At 67.4% G+C, this 14,514-nt stretch carries 15 protein-coding genes, 1 other RNA gene and 1 pseudogene; 4 read left to right on the top strand and 13 right to left on the bottom strand.

The window, feature by feature from the left end; all coding sequences use genetic code 11:
• Positions 1-75: 75 nt before the first annotated feature.
• Entirely contained in the window at positions 76-408 is a 333-nt protein-coding gene (locus BST44_RS25930) for a hypothetical protein (protein ID WP_142274699.1), read from the bottom strand.
• Between the two features lie 238 nt (positions 409-646).
• Here BST44_RS25930 and BST44_RS25925 point away from each other — a divergent pair, with 238 nt between their 5' ends.
• A complete protein-coding gene (locus BST44_RS25925) occupies positions 647-1,615 on the top strand; it encodes a UDP-glucuronic acid decarboxylase family protein (RefSeq protein ID WP_083179765.1) in 969 nt (322 codons plus the stop codon).
• A 34-nt stretch (positions 1,616-1,649) separates the two neighbouring features.
• Positions 1,650-2,819, top strand: a complete 1,170-nt coding sequence (locus BST44_RS25920) for a glycosyltransferase (protein ID WP_083179764.1) — start codon at positions 1,650-1,652, stop codon at positions 2,817-2,819.
• Here BST44_RS25920 and BST44_RS25915 read toward each other — a convergent pair.
• A complete protein-coding gene (locus tag BST44_RS25915; RefSeq protein ID WP_083179763.1) occupies positions 2,816-3,541 on the bottom strand; it encodes a class I SAM-dependent methyltransferase in 726 nt (241 codons plus the stop codon). The genes BST44_RS25920 and BST44_RS25915 overlap by 4 nt on opposite strands.
• A gap of 260 nt (positions 3,542-3,801) precedes the next feature.
• Between BST44_RS25915 and BST44_RS25910 the strand changes: the two genes are divergently transcribed.
• Together BST44_RS25910 and BST44_RS25905 are read left to right on the top strand one after the other, a co-directional pair.
• Positions 3,802-4,719, top strand: a complete 918-nt coding sequence (locus BST44_RS25910) for a universal stress protein (protein ID WP_083179780.1) — start codon at positions 3,802-3,804, stop codon at positions 4,717-4,719.
• Between the two features lie 123 nt (positions 4,720-4,842).
• Positions 4,843-5,517, top strand: a complete 675-nt coding sequence (locus BST44_RS25905; protein WP_244184946.1) for a M15 family metallopeptidase — start codon at positions 4,843-4,845, stop codon at positions 5,515-5,517.
• Here BST44_RS25905 and BST44_RS25900 read toward each other — a convergent pair.
• The 11 genes and pseudogenes from BST44_RS25900 to BST44_RS31755 form a co-directional block, all read right to left on the bottom strand.
• Positions 5,514-7,007, bottom strand: a complete 1,494-nt coding sequence (locus tag BST44_RS25900; protein ID WP_083179761.1) for a serine hydrolase domain-containing protein — start codon at positions 7,005-7,007, stop codon at positions 5,514-5,516. The genes BST44_RS25905 and BST44_RS25900 overlap by 4 nt on opposite strands.
• Before the next feature lie 76 nt (positions 7,008-7,083).
• A complete protein-coding gene (locus tag BST44_RS29835; protein ID WP_142274698.1) occupies positions 7,084-7,500 on the bottom strand; it encodes a hypothetical protein in 417 nt (138 codons plus the stop codon).
• A 189-nt stretch (positions 7,501-7,689) separates the two neighbouring features.
• Positions 7,690-8,057, bottom strand: a transfer-messenger RNA (tmRNA) gene (gene ssrA, locus BST44_RS25890).
• 89 nt (positions 8,058-8,146) lie between these two features.
• Positions 8,147-8,992, bottom strand: a complete 846-nt coding sequence (locus tag BST44_RS25885) for a maleylpyruvate isomerase family mycothiol-dependent enzyme (protein WP_083179759.1) — start codon at positions 8,990-8,992, stop codon at positions 8,147-8,149.
• 18 nt (positions 8,993-9,010) lie between these two features.
• Positions 9,011-10,045: a tetratricopeptide repeat protein gene (locus tag BST44_RS25880; protein WP_083179758.1), complete on the bottom strand. Its 1,035-nt coding sequence runs from the start codon at positions 10,043-10,045 to the stop codon at positions 9,011-9,013.
• A 6-nt stretch (positions 10,046-10,051) separates the two neighbouring features.
• A complete protein-coding gene (locus BST44_RS25875) occupies positions 10,052-11,299 on the bottom strand; it encodes an AAA family ATPase (protein WP_244184945.1) in 1,248 nt (415 codons plus the stop codon).
• 54 nt (positions 11,300-11,353) lie between these two features.
• On the bottom strand, positions 11,354-12,199 hold the full coding sequence (locus BST44_RS25870; protein WP_341865326.1) for an EamA family transporter: 846 nt from the start codon (positions 12,197-12,199) through the stop codon (positions 11,354-11,356).
• Position 12,200: 1 nt separating this feature from the next.
• The gene (gene smpB, locus BST44_RS25865) at positions 12,201-12,710 is read right to left on the bottom strand and encodes an SsrA-binding protein SmpB (RefSeq protein WP_083179756.1); all 510 of its coding nucleotides are present in this window, start codon (positions 12,708-12,710) and stop codon (positions 12,201-12,203) included.
• 2 nt (positions 12,711-12,712) lie between these two features.
• The gene (gene ftsX / locus BST44_RS25860) at positions 12,713-13,606 is read right to left on the bottom strand and encodes a permease-like cell division protein FtsX (protein WP_083179755.1); all 894 of its coding nucleotides are present in this window, start codon (positions 13,604-13,606) and stop codon (positions 12,713-12,715) included.
• A complete protein-coding gene (gene ftsE, locus BST44_RS25855) occupies positions 13,607-14,296 on the bottom strand; it encodes a cell division ATP-binding protein FtsE (protein WP_040621527.1) in 690 nt (229 codons plus the stop codon).
• Positions 14,297-14,339: 43 nt separating this feature from the next.
• Positions 14,340-14,514: pseudogene (locus tag BST44_RS31755) on the bottom strand (hypothetical protein); the annotation flags it as partial.

Below are 14,514 nucleotides of genomic sequence, written 5' to 3'. Positions count from 1 at the left end.
TCTTCGGCCCCCCGAGGGGGTCTCGCGTGAAGAAGGATGGCGCCGGCGGCACGGGTGCTGTGGCCGGCGCGCCGGTCAGCTGGCGACGGCGCCCGGGCAGTACTTGATTCGGCCCAAGTCGACCCACATGTTGGCACGCTTGGCCGCCTGATCCGGATTCAAACCGGTCACGCTCTGGTTGTTCGCCTGTTGCATCGCGCCGACGATCTGCGCGCGCGACCAGCCCTGCGCCATCGCCCTGCACATCGTCTGTTCGGTTTGCATCTCGTAGAAGGGCCAGTCCGGCGGGAATCCGATCGGGTCGGCGTGTGCGGCCGGGATCAACGCGGAAGCAGCGAACGCGATCACGAACGACAGGGCAAGAAGCAGCCTTCTCGTGACCGACAGGGGTGAAAGCGACTGGTGCACGGATACTTCTCCTCGATTCGGCGCCTCGACGACCTGGAGGGGTCCGGCAACTACGGCCCCCGCCTGCCATGTTAGGGCCTCGGCCGCCCCGGCCGTCTCGGGAACCGGGAGTCCACGTGCGACTTCAGCCGAACGAGCCGATAACCGCCTAGTGGGCGACAGCGTCTATCATCCTGAGCGCCGGTGGGCCGAGGTCTCCGAGTGCCCCGGCATGGACCGGAATTAAGGAGAACCAAAGGTGAGAGCCCTCGTGGCGGGCGCCGCCGGGTTCTTGGGGTTTCACCTCTGCGATCGGCTTCGCCGCGACGGCTTCGAGGTCGTCGGGCTGGACAACTTGCGCACGGGTCGGCGCGAGAACATCACGCGCCTCGAGAGCGACCCCGGCTTTCGTTTCGTCGAACACGACGTCACCCGACCGATGGCCGCGGCCGCGGCGGGCCCACAGGACGTCATCTTCAACCTGGCCTGCCCCGGGTCGCCGCGCGCCTACCAGCGGGACCCCCTGTTCACACTCGACACGAACTACGTCGGCACCAGGAACCTTCTGGACTTGGCGCGCGATACGGGAGCGACCATCCTGCAGGCGTCCACCAGCGAGGTCTACGGCGATCCGACGGTCCATCCGCAGGCCGAGAGCTACTGGGGCAACGTCAACTGCTTCGGTCCCCGGGCCTGCTACGAGGAAGGCAAGCGAGTTGCCGAGACGCTGATGCTCGAGTACGCGCGGCGCTACGGCCTCCCTGTCAAACTCGTCCGCATCTTCAACACCTACGGTCCCGGGATGGACCCGGAGGACGGCCGGATCATCCCGACGTTCATCGCCCAGGCGCTGCGAGGGGAACCCATCACCGTCTTCGGGGACGGCAGCCAGACTCGATCCTTTTGCTACGTCGACGACCTCGTCGACGGGCTGGTGAGGATGGCGGCGAGCGAGCCGTCGTTCACCGGGCCGGTCAATCTCGGGAGTCCGGCCGAGGTCACCGTGCTCGAAACCGCGCGCATCATCAAGGAAATGACCGGCTCGAGCTCGGCGATCTTCTTCACGCCGCTGCCGGCCGACGACCCGAGGAGGCGCAGGCCCGACATCGGCCTCGCCGAGTCCGCGCTCGGCTGGCGCCCCCGTGTCCCCTTCGAGGAGGGGGCCGCGCGGACGATCGCATATTTCCGCGGCGTCACCGGATCACGGTTTCCGAACGGGGCACAGTGATCGTTGACGTCTTAACGCGAGTTAGGTTCCGGCGATGAGGTTTGCGCTGGCGACGCTCGGAACTCGGGGCGACGTCGAACCGTGCGCCGCCATCGCCCGGGAACTGCAGCGCCGAGGCCACGATGTGCGCATGGCGGTCCCGCCCAATTACCTCGGCTTCATCGAGTCGGCGGGCCTGACCGCGGTCCCCCACGGCCGGGACCAGGTTCAGCAGAACGCGGAGATCGCCCGCAAGTACGGGGCGACGCCGAACCCCGCCGTCATGGCCTGGGAGATAGTCCGGGATATCACCGAGCTCTGGCCGGTGCTGGGTACCGCGCTGACGTCGCTGGCCGACGGGGCCGACCTGATCCTGACGGATGCCAGCGAGCAAGGGCTGGCCGCCAATGTCGCCGAGTACTACGGCATTTCGCAGGCGGCGGTGCACATCTACCCGATCGCGCCCGAAGACGCGCAGTCGTCCATCACGAAAGACGCCGAAATCGCCCAGCGCCGCGCACTCGGCCTGCCGGCCGAACCGGGGCCCTCGGCGCCGCAACCGTTGGAGATCCAGGCCTACGACGAACTCTTCTTTCCGGGGCTGGCGGCCGAATGGGAGCAATGGGGCGTCCGAAGGCCTTTCGTCGGCGGGCTGACGCTGGAGTTGCCGACCCAGGTGGACGAGGAGGTCGCGTCGTGGATCGCCGCCGGACCGCCGCCGATCTACTTCGGCTTCGGCAGCAGCGCGCGGGTCGCGTCTCCCGCCGACGTGATCGCGATGAGCACGGCGTGCGCGGAACTCGGTGAGCGGGCGCTGATCTGCAGCGGCGTCAGCGACCTCACCGACCTCCCGCAATTCGAGCACGCCAAGGTCGTCAGCTCGGTCAACCACGCGGCCGTCTTTCCCGCCTGCCGGGCGGTCGTCCATCACGGCGGTCCCGGCACCACGTTCGCGGGGATACGGGCCGGGGTCCCCACGTTGGCGCTGGCCGTCTCGGTCGATCAGCCGATGTGGGCCGCCGCGGTCAACCAATTGGGCGTCGGCATCGGACGGCGCTTCGTCGACACCACCCCGGATTCCTTGCTCGCGGACCTGCGATCGATCCTGACTCCGCAATGCGTCGCTCGCACGCGTGAGGTCGCGGCCCAGATGGCCACCCCGGCGCAAAGCGCGGCCCTCGCCGCCGATCTCCTGGAAGACGCGGTGCTTCGGAACGCCCGTTAACCGGTCGATCGCTGGATTTGTTCGGCGGAGACGTCCCGGTACGACGGCAACGCGAAGTCGGGCAGGGCGCAGATGTCGGCGGAGTCGCGGACCCGCTCCTGCCAGTAACGCTGATCAGCGGGCGACGTGCCGGCGTAGAGCTTCATGTACGTCGCCGCGAAGGGGAACAGGACGCCGTTGCCGACGGCCTGCCAGACTGCTGCCGACACGCCCGGGGTTTCCACACCGCGATAATCGTCCAACGCGATCACCCCTCGTTCGCCCGTGTGGCTGACGGCGAGGTTGATGTCCTTGGCGACGCACTCGTAGCTGTGACATCCGTCGACGTGGGCGAACCGGAGTACCTTGTCGCCGAGATCGAGCTCCGCGGATTCGCGGACCTCGAGGGTCGGCCTGCGGGTATGGAAGCGGTCCCAGTTCGCCAGGAACTGCTGCTGGTCCAGGCCTGAGTACTGCTGGCGTGGGATCGGCGCCATGTGGGCGTGGTCGACCACGGCGTCGAACAGATCGCAGATCACCAGTTCTTCGTCGTCGCGCAGCCCGTAACCCATCAAGATGGCGGACTTGCCCTGATACGTGCCGATCTCCAGCATGTCGCCCGTGATTCGCTCGGCGGTCTGGCAGGCGAGGAGCTTGCTGAAGAGCGCGACGTCGGCCTCGAAGAACCAGCCGTCGACGTTGTCCATCTGCTCGGCATAGAGGGTCCACGCGGCGTCGGTCATCGCGCGCTCCTGCGCATGAACTCCTCCAGGCGGTCGGTAGGTTGCCGCGATCTTCGCGGCGGGAAGGCGATGTTGAGTCGTTTGACGCCGACGTTTTCACATGTCGGCCGCAGGTTGCAGGCTATCAATTCTGTGCGTGCCGGCAACACGCTTCACCCGGTGCCTTTGGTCCTTCCGCTTGCATCTCTTCGGCCCTGACATTCGTGACCGCACTCAATGATTCTGCCGAGGGGTACGTAGCCGACCAGAAGCGAGCCGAGATGTGGCAGCCACCGCGCAACGCGATCCTGGTGGGCGTCGACGGCTCGAGAGCCGCACTGGGTGCCGTCCGCTGGGCGGCCCGTGATGCGACGCTGCGCAATGCGCCGCTGGCCCTGGTCCATGTCATCGACGCCCCGATGCCCGGTTGGTTCCAGGTGACCGCGCTCGCCGAGTTCAGCGAATGGCAGGACAGGCGGGCACGCGAATTCGTCGAGTTGGCGATCAAGGCCGCCGAAGAGAGCGCCGGCGAGGGCGGTCGGGCGCAGATCGAAGGTCAGGTCGTCTATTCGGCCACCGTTCCGACCCTTGTCGACCTTTCCAAGACGGTGGAGCTGGTCGTGGTGGGCCACCGCGGGCACGGCGGCGTGCCGGCCCGCGGCTTGCTCGGCTCGGTGAGTTCGGCATTGGTCTACCACGCGCATTGCCCGGTCGCCGTGATCCGCGACGGGGAAGAGCCGGCACGAAACGCGGCACGGGCGCCCGTACTGGTGGGCATCGACGGGTCACCGGCTTCGGAGTTGGCGACCGCCATCGCATTCGACGAGGCGTCGCGGCGAGGCGTCGGTGTGGTCGCCTTGCACGCCTGGATGGATTTGCAAGTGGCCGACGTGAAAGAGCCTTTTCAAGACGGCAATTGGGACGCTCAGCTGTCCGAGGAGGAGGAGACGCTCGCCGAGCGGCTGGCGGGTTGGCAGGGACGCTATCGCGACGTCGACATCCACCGCAGAATCGAAATCGGTGACCCGGCGCGGTGGCTGATCGAGGCGTCCGAACGGGCGCAACTGGTAGTGGTCGGCAACCACGGCCGCGGCAGGCTCGCCGGCAGGTTGCTCGGGTCGGTCGGGGCGGCCGTGGTCAACAGGGCCAAGGTGCCGGTGATCGTGGCGCGTCCGTCACCCTCGGGCGACCGGGGGTAGCGTGGCACCGGGCCGTTCTGGCGAAACCGCTTGTGGCAGCGGCCTTGTACCGAGGGAAGAAGCAATGGTGAGGACTCATCGCAGTTGACGCCCTTCGGCCGGCGGTGCGCAGCGGTGGGCGGAATGCTCGCGGCGTGTCTCGTGCTGGTGCAGTGCGCCGCCGCGCCCCCACCGCGTGCGACGGGACCGGCACGGTCCGCGACACCGTCACCGCCGTCAGCCGCACCGTCGTCGGCGCCGGCCCGTGCGACCGTGGAACCGGTCACCGCCGCCGAACTCGGCGCGAGCTGGCGGCCGGGTTGCCCGGTCGCGCCGGGGCAGCTGCGCCGGGTCACCGTCGAGCACATCGGTTCGGACGGCCGGCCGCACCGCGGTGAGCTGATCGTCGATGAAGACCTGGCGCCGGAGGTCATCGCGATCTTCGAGCGGCTGTACCGACTTGGCTACCCGGTCGAGAAAATCCGCACGGTCGACCACTACCCGGACGCCGATGACGAGTTGTCCATGGAGGACAACAACACGTCGGCGTTCAACTGCCGACGCATCCCCGGAACCGACGAGTGGTCGCCGCACGCCTACGGCCGGGCGATCGATCTCAATCCGCTTGTGAACCCGTGCCTTTACGCCAGCGGGTATTTCGAACCGCGGAACGCGGCGGCCTACCTGGACCGCGGCCGCACCGACCCGGGTCTCTTACACGTCGGTGACCCGGCGGTGCGCGCGTTCACCGATCGCGGCTGGCGGTGGGGTGGCGACTGGACGGCTCCGCTGGACTATCAACACTTCGAGCGGCCCTAAAGACCCAGGGCCTGCGCGGCCGCCGTGGCAACCTCACCCCGCAGATCCGACATCGGTGGACTGCCGCGGACGTGGATCGAGTTCGAGAGCAGAACGATGTAGGTATCCGAGCGTGGGTCCAGCCACACCGATGTCCCGGTGAAGCCGGTGTGGCCGAAGCTACCGATCGGAAAGACCACACCCCGCGGCGCGGACTGGCCCGTGTCGATATCCCAGCCCAGGCCCCGCAGGTTCTGCCCCGCGATCGCCGGATAACGCGAAGCGAGCAGCGGATCGGGTCGATTCGGCCACTTCGCGGCGGCATCCCGGGCGGCTGTGTTGGCGGCCTGGAGTTGGGCAGGCGTGTGCCCCGGCTGCTGCGGACTGGTCATCAACTCGAGAGTCGTTTGCGCCAGCGGGAATTCGCTCGGACGTCCCGCGAGCCGGTCAAGCAGCGCCTGCGCAAAGATGCCGACATCGTGGGCCGTCGAGAACACGCCCGCGTGCCCGGCCACCCCGCCCATCCGTCGCGCCGTGGTGTCCTGCACGGTGCCCCGGAGCAGGTGATCGAGGTCGGGATTCTTGCCCGGATCGGCCCTGCCCTCTTCGTCTCGTGCCGTCGGGGCGATCCGGGGCAACAGACTTGTGCTCCACGTGCCCGCGGGGCAGGCGTGGGGGGCCTCGCCGTCGGGAGCCCAGGCGATCGCAGCCCCCAGCGTCGTATGTGGACCACATGCTTGGGCCGGCGGCAGGTAGCGGGTGTCTTGCAAGCCGAGCGGATCGAACACGTGTCGCTGGACGTACGCGTCCAGAGCCTTGCCGGTGACCTTCTCGATCAGCGCGCCGAGCAGGATGAAATTGATATCGGAGTAGCGGAAGCCCCCGCCGGGACCCGACTCCAGCGGCGTGGTGAGCGCGCGGCGGATCCCCTCTTCCTTGTCGGCCTTGTCCAGCCCCCACGGGTCACCCAGGTTGACGTCCCCCGTTTCGCCGGAGGTGTGGGTCAGGAGCATGCGAACGGTCACCTGCGCGCGGCGCGGATCGTTCGCGGTGTTGAAGTCGGGCAGGTACCGCTGCACGGGGTCGTCCAACGCGACCGCGCCCCGCTCGTAGAGCTGCATGACGGCCGTCGCCGTCGCGAGGATCTTGGTCAACGACGCCAGGTCGAAAATCGTGTCCTCGGTCATCGGTTCCGCAGGCGCCGGCGACCCGTCCAGGCCGGGCTCGCCGGCAAGCTTGCGCGAGCCGTAGGCCTGGTGGAAGGCGACCTTGCCGGCGTGGCCGACGACGAGCACCGCGCCCGGCAGCCGGTCTGCCGCGATCGCGTCGTTGATGAGCTTGGAGACTTTCGCGAACCGCGCCACGGTCGCGGCATCCGGCGGCGCTTGGGGCGTCGCGGGAGCGGGAACCGCGACCAGCGGCCGCGGCGCCGCCGGGCCGTCGCTCGATTCCGGGTGCGCCGCGTTGCCACGCGAGCACCCGGCGACCAGCGCCAGGACCACGGCTCCCACGGCAACGGCCCGGCGCGTGGGCCTGCCGAACGCGCGGCCCCTCGGCGAGCTGTCGTCGTTCACGTGATTTCCCGCGTCACCGTGGATTGCCCGGGGCCGCCGAGCTCGTGGGGGTGGTCGCGGTGGTCGCGGTCGTGGGGCTGGTCGAGGGTGTCGGGCTCGAGGGCGTGGTCGCGCTTGTCGTGCTCGTGGGGCTTGTCGTGCTCGTCGGGGTGGTCGGAGTCGTCGGGCTCGAGGGCGTGGTCGTCGCCAGGCCGGGACCTTCGCCGCACCAGTCGGCCACATCTTTCGGGTACTGCTCGAGCGGTGGAGGACACCGCTGCCCCGGCGGGAAATTGGCGCCGGCGTTGAGCAGGTCGCACGGCACGTACACCTGCTTGCCCTTGGGGGTGTTGGTCAGGCACTTCGTCGGCGGCGCACCATGGGCCGGGACGGGAATGACGGCCGCCGCCACCACCGCGCCGAGCGCCCAGGCAAGACGGCGATAGGTCATGGCAGCTCCTCGTTCTGGCCGCAACATTCAGCACCGAAGTTCACCGGTAATGATCCCGGCAACGCGACTCGTGTCGGGCGTGCACGACGTGACATCGATTAAAGCCGCTCACCCTGGGAGTGATCCACCCACGGGTCTGGCGACGCGGTCGCGGCTCTTACCCGATAACCGCTTCGAACAGCACATTCTCAGTGGAGCTGCCGGGAATCGAACCCGGGTCCAACGGCATTCCCTCAAGACTTCTCCGTGCGCAGTCCGCTATGCCTCTGCTCGGATCTCCTGGTCACGCGGACTAGCCAGGATGACGATCCCAGTCGCTGTTGGTGTCCCGATGAGTCCCGCGACCGAACTCATCGGTTGATCCCTCTAGCTGACGCCAGGCTCCGGGTCGAGGGCTTTCCCGGTCTGACGGACTAGCTGTCGCTTAGGCAGCGAGAGCGTAGTCGCGCTGATGTGAATCGGCGCTTAATTGGTTGCAACGACGCTTACGGTGGTCTCTTGCCTGCACCGGCACGCTTCCCTTGATTCGATGCGCGATGTCGAAACCTTTCAGCCCCTCGCGCCCCCGCCGATTTTCGGCAGGACAGTCAATGGTACGCCGCTATCAACGCCGGGCAACGCGGTTATGTTCCGGTGCGGGCCGCGATCAGATCACGAAGTTCAGGTGCTCGACGACCTGTGCAGCGACGTCCCGGTCGCCGCCCAGGTCGACGTCCTGCGACCGCCCCGCGCACATCGGCCGCCCGCCGGCGAGCCTGGTGAACTGCAGTCCGTCCAGCCGGATCGTCACCGTCGGTTCTTGGCCGTCGAAGTCCTCGACCAGCTGGGCCCGGCCGTCGACGCTGATGTGGATGCTGCGGCTGAGCGGGCCGGTCAGCTCGAACAAGACCCGCGACCCCTCGGGCGCCTTGGCCCGCTTGCCCACCACGTAGCCCATGGTGCCGGCGATCTCGTCGAGGGAGAGTTCCGACGGGGGCCCGGCCAGCTGGTCGTCGGCCGACGGGCGCCCCAGCGCAACGCGGATGTCCTGCTCGTGCATCCAGCAGTCGAACACCCGGACTCGCATGAACCGCCCGTAGCTCTCCGGGCCCACCGGCGTCAACGTGACGGCGTCCCACTCCTCGGCGGGCATCTCCGTGAGCGCCCCGCGCCGGTCGTCGGTGATGTCCCTGAACCGTTTGAGCACGTCGGCGCCGGATTCGGCGGCCAGGTAGCGCACCCAGCACTCGTTCATCACGCCGATGTCGTTGCGGACATGCTCGAGCGTCGAGACGTCGATGTCGGGCTGGGGTGCGGGGACCCCGGCGAGGAAGGATTCGGTGCCGATCATGTGCGCCACCAGCGCCTTGACGTCCCAGCCGGGCAGCGGGCTCGCCACCTCCCACTCGGGCTCCGGCAGCCCGTCCAGCAGTGCGGCGATGTCGTCCCACACGGCGAACAGACCAGTGAGAACCTCGGACTTATCCAGCTTGGTGACGGGGCGATCGGCCATGGTCGGATAGTAGGCCGGTCATTTCCTGATGAAGAGTCCGATCCGAATAATGACCAGGGCGCTGACGGCCAGCAGTCCGCCGATGGCGATCATCGCCGGGGGTCCGGGGTAGACGGTGACCCAAGCGCCCGCCGCGATCGCGACCAGCCCATGGATGGCGCGGGCAGCGGAGAATCGCTGCTTGCGCAGTACAGACAGCAGCACGCCGCGCGGGACCGCGCGCAGCAACCACCACAGGACGGCGATCAGGGCCGCGGTGAGTAACCCCACGACCACTCGCGCTACGGCGGTCGGACGCCCATCGTTGTGAGCCCCGGCGGTGATGGCGAGCACCAGACTCAACAGACCGGCGCCGACCGTCACGCCGGTGAGCACCTTTCGCAGCACCACGCCGATGTTTCGGCGTGCCAGGTCCGCGAGATCCGGATCGCTCCCCGCGCCGAGAAATCCGCGTAGGGCGCGACCGAACTTGTTGCGGTCTAATCCGTGGACGGCCAGATCGTTGAGCGCCTCGGCGTTTCCGGGATCCAGCTGCAACGCCTGCCGATAGGACGCATCGGACTCGACCAGCCGGCCCAGCCGGTGCAGGATCGCGCCCCGCAGGATCAGTGCGTCCACACTGTTGGGTTCGAGCTGCAGCGCTTGGTCGATCACGTACAGCGCCGTGGACTGTTGTCGCGACCTCAGCAACAGACCGGCGTAGAGGCGGTATTGGGATGCCTGGTTCGGATAGGCGACGACTCCTCGCCACGCCATCCACATCGCGTCGTAGTTCCGACCTAGGCCCTCGAGCGCGAGCGCGTACACCCGCATCGCGAATTCGTGCTGAGGTGCGGCGGACAACGCTCCATATGCACTGTTGGCTGCAGGCCAATAGTTTTGGAGCGCGTGTTCGGTCGCGGCGTGCAGGGCCAGCAGGTCGGGGTCATTGGGATTCTGCGACAACGCGACCCGCGTGACGTCTCGCGCCCGCTCGTAATTCTTGGTTTCGTAGTACGCATGGGCTAGCCGCAGGGCACCGTCGGCTCGATTGACGCCGGCCTCCGAGGTCACTGGCAGCTACCGAAACTTCTTGCGCCGCAGATACTTCGCCAACTCGTCATAAGTGCCGTCACCGTTGGCGAATTCGACGACATTGCGGGCCGTCTCGAACCACGGCCCCGTGCTGGGCCGGATCTGGGCGAGGGCGTTGTCGATATCGGCCATAAGCACCGGCCGCACCTGGCCGCTGCGCATTGAATCCGCCATCGCCAGTTGCGTCGCGATCTCGCACACGTAGGCCAGGTCGGCGCCGGAGAAGCTTTCGGTGCGGTTGGCAATCGTCTTGAGATCGATGCCCGAAACGGGCCGATCCTGCAGGTGCGAATGGACAATGCCCGCTCGGGCCCCGACATCGGGCAGGCCGACGAAAATCATCCGGTCGAAACGGCCCGGCCGCCTCAACGCCGGGTCGACATCCCAGGGCGCGTTAGTGGCGCCCAGCACGTACACGCCGTCGTTGGCCGACCCCGCAGAGTCCATCTCCTCCAGCAGCGTGTTCACCACCGGCCGCATCCCCGAGCTACCGCTCAAGGCCGAGCGCCGGTGGCCCAACGCGTCCACCTCGTCGAAGAACAGCACGCAGGGCGCGTTGCGCCGGGCGGTGTCGAAGACGGCGCGGATGCTGCGTTCGCTATCGCCGAACCAGTGGTGCAGCACGTCGGCGATCCCCACTTGGTAGAAATTCGCGCCCAGCTCGCCCGAAACGGCTTTGGCAATGAACGTCTTGCCGCAGCCCGGTGGACCGTACAGCAGCAGACCGCCCCGCGCGGTCACCTTGTATGCCTTCATCAGCTCGGGATTTTTGATCGGGCCGAGCAGCGAAAGGTCCAACTGCCGTTTGACGTCCTCCATGCCGGCGACGTCGTCCAGTCCGACGCGGACGCGCTGCACGACGTCGAAGTCGTCCTCGTTGACGGCGTCAGGAGGCGGGTCGACGAACGCGGGCTCGATGATGTCGGCGACTTCGCGTTCGGCACTCGACCAGTCGAAACACTCTTTGTCGGCGGACCCCTCGTCGGCCGGCGCCGAACCCTCCGACGACGGCGCCCCCAGCGCCGCGCTGCACCGCTGCAGCAGGCTCAACGCCTGGGTGTTGCCCGGTTGCTGGGTCAGCGCCGTGCTGCAGTGACTCAGCGCCTCGGCGTAGCGCCCTTTGTCCGTCAGTAAACCAGCGAGATGAAGCCGCAGCTCGATCACGTCTGGGCTGCGCTCCACCGCGCCCGACAACTCCCGGATGACCGGGTCCTCGGTATCGGATGCCCCCACCGTCATCTCCCCGCGTATGAGTGCTGGCAGCCCAATACTAAGGGGGCGCGGCCGTCAGCTGGCAGCGATCATCGCCACGGATCCCATGGCCATCACCATGCCGAACCCCTGCCAGCGGTTCAGCCGCTCACGCAGCACGACCATCGCCAGCACGACGGTGGCCGCGGGGTAGAGCGAGATCAGGATGCTGGCCAGGGAAAGCAGCCACGTGTGCAGCGCCAGGAGCATGGTCACGTTGGCGCAGATGTCCAGCACCGCCACGGCCCACGCCAGCTTCAGCGGCTTGCCGCGCGGCGCCCGGAAATTATTGCTGGCCGCCGCCATCACGAAAATCACCACCGTGGCGGCGAGGCGGGCGAAGACCAGCGGCCACAGCTTGCAGGCGTGCGGCGCCTGGTGCAGGAACACCAGGTTCAGCCCCATCGCCGAGCCGGCCAGCAGCGTGAGCCACGCCACCTTCGGCGTGAATCGATACGGCGTGACGCCCTGGGCGGTGGCCTCCCGGCTCACCAGCATCACCGCGATGAGCGCCAGCACGACGCCCACCGAGGCGCCCGGCCCCGGCCGCTCCCCCAGTGTCACGCCGACCGCCACCGGCACCGCGGCGTTGAGCACCGCCGCCAACGGCGAGACGACGGAGATCGGCCCGGCCCCCAGCGCGGCGAAGAGCGCCCACATGCCGACGGCCATCCCGACGCCGTAGAGGCAGCCCCAGAAGATCGCGCCGCGCGTGATCGGGCCGCCCACGGCGAGCGCCAGCGCGCCCAGCAAGAGCGTCTCGATCGGATAGACCACCAGCATCACGCGCAGCGCGGCCACCCGTCGAGCGGCTACACCGCCGACAAAATCGCTGACTCCGTACGTGACGGCAGACAGCTGGGCGTAAGCGGCCCCGATCAAATCAGCTCATGCCCTTGGCTCGGCGTCCCAATTCACGGACCACCTCGCGCTGGGCATCGCGGCGGGCCATGTCCTGACGCTTGTCGTGCGCTCGCTTGCCGCGCGCTAACGCGAGCTCCACCTTGACCTTTCCGTCGGAGAAATACAGAGACATCGGCACGAGCGCGAGGTTACCATCTCGTATCTTCCCAACCAGGCGGTCGATTTGTTGCCTATGCAACAACAACTTTCGGTTGCGACGGGGCTCGTGGTTGGTCCAGCTACCGTGCTGGTACTCGGGGATATACAGGTTGCGCAACCACACTTCGCCGTCGTCGACGGTTGCGAACGCGTCCGTCAGGGACGCCTGCCCCGCACGCAGGCTTTTGACCTCCGTCCCCTGCAAAGCCACTCCGGCCTCGAACTCCTCGAGGATCGAATAGTTGTGCCGCGCTTTGCGATTGGTGGCCACAATCTGTTTGCTGCCGCGTTTGCCGCCCGCCCCCTTGGCCCGGCCGGGATCTTTCGCCACAGCTACCGCCGGATGTAGAGACGCAACGTCGCGTAGGCGGTCAGGCCGGCCATCGACACGCCGAGCAAAAACAGCCACGGCGAGATGTAGAGGATGTCGGCGTAGTCGACCTTCGCGATCAAATGGGCTTGGTAGAACTGGCTCAGCGCGTTGTCCAGGAACCAAGCGCGCACCAGGATCAGGCCGACGACCGCGATGGCCACACCGATGGCCGCGGCCAGCATCGCCTCCACCAGGAACGGCAGCTGGGTGTACCAGCGGCTGGCGCCGACGAGCCGCATGATCCCGATTTCGGTGCGCCGCGTGTACGCCGCGACTTGGACCATGTTGGCGATCAGCAGGATTGCCCCCACCGCCTGCACCAGAGCGACCGCGAACGCGGCGTCGCGCAAACCGTCCAGCACGGCGAACAACCGGTCGATCAAATCCTTTTCGTTCAGGATGCTGCGCACGCCGGGTTGGCCCTGCATCGCGGCGTCGAAGTCGGCGTGCTGTTCGGGGTTGTTCAGCTTGACGATGAACGACGCGGGAAACGATTCCTTGCCGGCCACGTCCTTGAACTCCGGGAACTTCTTGATCGCGTCGTTGTAGGCGTCCTGCCGGTTGACGAAGCGCACCGATTTGACGTCTTGGCGCGCATCGATCTTGTCCCGCAGCGCCTTACAGGGGGCGGACGCGCACGTCGCGTCGTTCGCCGAGATGTCGTCGGTGAGGAACACCTGAGTCTCGACGCGGTCGAGATAGATCTCCCGTGAGTTGTCGGCCAACCGGACCACCAGCAAACCGCCACCGAACAGGCCGATGGAGATGGCCGTGGTGAGGATCATCGCGGCCGTCATCGTGACGTTGCGACGAAGACCGGTCAGGACCTCGTTGAACAGGAAGCCAAAGCGCACTTAGCGGTCCATCCCATAGATGCCCCGCTGCTCGTCGCGCACCAGCCGCCCCAAAGACAGCTCCACGACGCGCTGACGCATCGAGTCGACGATGTGATGGTCGTGCGTCGCCATCAGCACCGTCGTGCCCGTGCGGTTGATCCGCTCCAACAAATCCATGATGTCCTTACTGGTGTCCGGGTCGAGATTGCCAGTCGGCTCGTCGGCCAGCAGAACCAGGGGCCGGTTGACGTAGGCGCGCGCGATCGCCACGCGTTGCTGCTCGCCACCGGACAACTCGTGGGGCAGGCGGTTGGCTTTGCCGGACAGGCCGACGGTCTCCAGCACCTCGGGCACCACCCGGTTGATCGCGTCGGTCCGTTTGCCGATCACTTCCAGCGCGAAGGCGACGTTCTCGTACACCGTCTTTTGCTGCAGCAGGCGAAAGTCCTGGAAGACGGTTCCGATCACCTGCCGCAGCTTCGGGACGTGACGCCCGCGCAACTTGTTGACGTGGAACTTCGACACCCGGATGTCGCCGGTCGTCGGGTTCTCCTCGCCGAGCAGCAGCCGCATGAACGTCGACTTGCCGGAGCCCGACGGGCCGATCAGGAAGACGAATTCACCCTTGTCGATTTTGACGTTGACGTCGTCCAACGCCGGGCGCGCCGACGCTTTGTACTTCTTGCTGACATGGTCAAGGGTGATCATCACGGCACGCCAGTGTAGCCGTGAATTTCGCTGGCAAGCCAAGTCAACTGGCCGGCGGGGGCGAACTGGGCGACGGTCCGGGCCCCGGCTGCGGTAGCTGGGGCGGCGGTGTGGCCGGGGTCGTGCTGGGCGGGCAGAAGGGCGGCGGCAGCAGGCACGGCAACTGCGGCAGCTGGCCGGGCGGCGGTGTCGTGGTCGTCGTCACCGGTGGTGGGGGC

It is taken from the genome of Mycobacterium scrofulaceum (assembly GCF_002086735.1).
In the GTDB taxonomy this organism is placed as follows: Bacteria; Actinomycetota; Actinomycetes; order Mycobacteriales; family Mycobacteriaceae; genus Mycobacterium; species Mycobacterium scrofulaceum.
Note: the sequence above shows the minus strand (reverse complement) of the source record. Positions and strands in the feature narration are given on the sequence as shown.

Excerpts from the sequence above, each read along its gene's own strand:
- BST44_RS25910 (WP_083179780.1), top strand. The coding sequence starts at position 3,802 with ATGTGGCAGCCACCGCGCAACGCGATCCTGGTGGGCGTCGACGGCTCG.
- BST44_RS25905 (WP_244184946.1), top strand. The coding sequence starts at position 4,843 with ATGCTCGCGGCGTGTCTCGTGCTGGTGCAGTGCGCCGCCGCGCCCCCA.
- BST44_RS25920 (WP_083179764.1), top strand. The coding sequence starts at position 1,650 with ATGAGGTTTGCGCTGGCGACGCTCGGAACTCGGGGCGACGTCGAACCG.
- BST44_RS29835 (WP_142274698.1), bottom strand. The coding sequence starts at position 7,500 with ATGACCTATCGCCGTCTTGCCTGGGCGCTCGGCGCGGTGGTGGCGGCG.
- ftsE (WP_040621527.1), bottom strand. The coding sequence starts at position 14,296 with ATGATCACCCTTGACCATGTCAGCAAGAAGTACAAAGCGTCGGCGCGC.
- BST44_RS25915 (WP_083179763.1), bottom strand. The coding sequence starts at position 3,541 with ATGACCGACGCCGCGTGGACCCTCTATGCCGAGCAGATGGACAACGTC.
- BST44_RS25885 (WP_083179759.1), bottom strand. The coding sequence starts at position 8,992 with ATGGCCGATCGCCCCGTCACCAAGCTGGATAAGTCCGAGGTTCTCACT.